Source organism: Bradyrhizobium sp. SRS-191, from assembly GCF_024586915.1.
Lineage (GTDB): Bacteria > Pseudomonadota > Alphaproteobacteria > Rhizobiales > Xanthobacteraceae > Bradyrhizobium.
The window spans coordinates 1-2319 of the sequence record NZ_JANBVS010000057.1; the positions used below are offsets into that span (position 1 = coordinate 1).

A 2319-nucleotide genomic window follows, 5' to 3' on the forward strand; every position below is an offset into this window, starting at 1 on the left:
ATCTCTTCGGTCTCGCGGGGGATGTCGAGGTCGCGCATTATCTGGCCGAACTGATCGACGGCGCCGTCCGCGCCGAGCTTGGCCGCTTCAAGACGTCAGGCGATTACGCCCGGTTCCGGCATCAGGAGCGGCATCTGGCCAATGCATCGTTTGCGCTCGGCATGGTGGCATCGGTCGCGAACCGGCTGGTGGCGCTCAAGGCGGAGCGCGATCAGGTCAACGCCGGCACCGGTCGCGGGCTCGTCGTCCTCAAGACCTCAGTGGTCGATGCGGAATTCGGCAAGCTCGACCTCAAGCTCCGGAGCCAGCGCAGCGCCGGCCGGATGGTGTCGATGACCGCCTATGAAGCCGGCGGCGCGGCCGGCGAGACGCTGGCCATCAATCCCGGCCTTGGCGGGACCCAATCGGGGACCACGCCGAAAGGTCTGGTCGGCCGCGACTTCCTGCAGGACATCGCCGCTAAGGACCGCGAGCCGATCGAGCTGATGCTGCGACGGGTGCGAGACCAGGGCAAGGCACCCGGCATCGTGGTTCATCTCGGCGCGGAAGGCACGCCGTGGACGCTGCGCGGCTCGCTGATGACGCAGGGATCGACGCCGGTCTTTCTGTTGCAGATGACCCCGATCGGAAAGCCGGCCGGGACGGCCGTGACCGAGCAGGAAGATTTCGAAGGGCTGCTTGATCGCCTCCCCGACGCGGTGGCGATCATCGACGAGAGCGGCGAGGTCAAGCGGGCCAATCGCGCCTTTGCCGAGCTCGTCGAGATCGGGTCTGCCGGCGCCGCCATGGGCGAGAACCTCGGCCGGTGGTTGTCGCGCCCGGGCGCCGACCTCTCCGTGCTGATTTCGAACATCGAGCGCCATGGCATCGTGCGCCTGCTGTCGACCACGGTTCTGGGGGAACTCGGGACCGAAACCGAAATCGAGATTTCCGCGTCCGGCTATTCCCATGGCGAGGACAACCGGATCGTTCTCGTGCTGCGGAACGTGGCGCGGCGGCTCTCGCCGAGCCCCGAAAGCGATAGCCTGCGGATGGCGTTGGCGTCCATGACAGAGACCGTGGGCAAGACGCCGCTGCGGAAACTGGTCAAGAGTACGGTCGAGGTGGTCGAGCAGTATTACGTCCGTGCCGCACTGCAACTCGCCGAGGGGAACCGGACGACGGCGGCCGAAATCCTGGGCTTGAGTCGCCAGAGCCTTTACGCCAAACTCGACCGGTATCATATTGAAGACAAAGAGCCGGATAGCACCGGATAGTGAGGAAACATTAGGGGGGTTAGTTGACCTCGGTCCCTGTTGCATCGCCGGCTTTCGGGCATGCAACGCTTGCCAATTGCGAGCGTGAGCAGATTCATCTGGCGGGATCGATACAGCCCCATGGCGCGCTGCTGGTCGTGCGCGAGCCCGACAATGTCGTCATTCAGGCCAGCGCGAACGCCAGCGACGTCCTGAAAATCAGTCCCATCCTCGGCCGTCCGCTGACCGATTTCGACGGCAATCTTCTGCTGCAGATCCTGCCGCATCTGAGCGGGCCGCTGCATTCGAAGCCGATGACGGTGCGGTGCAGCCTGGGCAGTCCTCAGCAGCGCTTCGACTGTACGGTTCATCGCCCCTCGAACGGCGGTCTCGTGCTCGAGCTCGAACCGGCCGAACAGTCGGCCGATCCGACGCCGGCGCTCGACGGCGCGTTCCACCGCATCACCACCTCGTCCTCGCTGCGCGCCCTCTGCGACGAGACCGCCGCCATCTTCAAGGAGATCGCGGGCTACGATCGCGTCATGGTCTACCGCTTCGACGAAGAAGGACACGGCGAAGTCTTTTCCGAGCGGCGCCGTCACGATCTCGAAGCCTTCCTCGGCAACCGCTATCCGGCCTCCGACATCCCCCAGATCGCGCGCAGGCTCTACGAGCGCAACCGCGTTCGCCTGCTGGTCGACGTCAATTACACGCCGGTTCCGTTGCAGCCGCGCCTCTCGCCGCTGAACGGCCGCGATCTCGACATGTCCTTGAGCTGCCTGCGCAGCATGTCGCCGATCCACCAGAAATATCTGCAGAACATGGGCGTCGGCGCCACGCTGGTCTGTTCGCTGATGGTGTGCAACCGGCTGTGGGGCCTGGTCGCGTGCCATCACTACTCGCCCCGGTTCATCCCCTTCGAGATGCGAGCCGTCGGCGAGGCGCTGGCGGAGGCCTGTGCGATCCGGATTGCGGCGCTCGAAAGCTTTGCACAGAGCCAGTCCGAACTCGTGGTGCGCCGGCTCGAACAGCGCCTGATCGAGGCGGTGTCGCGCGACGGCGACTGGCAAACCGCCCTGCCCGA

General features: G+C 65.4%; 2 protein-coding genes and 1 pseudogene. All 3 read left to right on the top strand.

Annotated elements, in window-relative coordinates; all coding sequences use genetic code 11:
• Positions 1 to 425 (top strand): annotated as a pseudogene (locus NLR35_RS33835) (hypothetical protein); the annotation flags it as partial.
• Between the two features lie 27 nt (positions 426 to 452).
• Complete coding sequence (gene ppsR, locus NLR35_RS33840; RefSeq protein WP_257170877.1) at positions 453 to 1256, top strand: transcriptional regulator PpsR; 804 nt, start codon at positions 453 to 455, stop codon at positions 1254 to 1256.
• 23 nt (positions 1257 to 1279) lie between these two features.
• On the top strand, positions 1280 to 2319 hold a 1040-nt coding region (locus NLR35_RS33845), incomplete at its 3' end, for a GAF domain-containing protein (protein WP_257170876.1).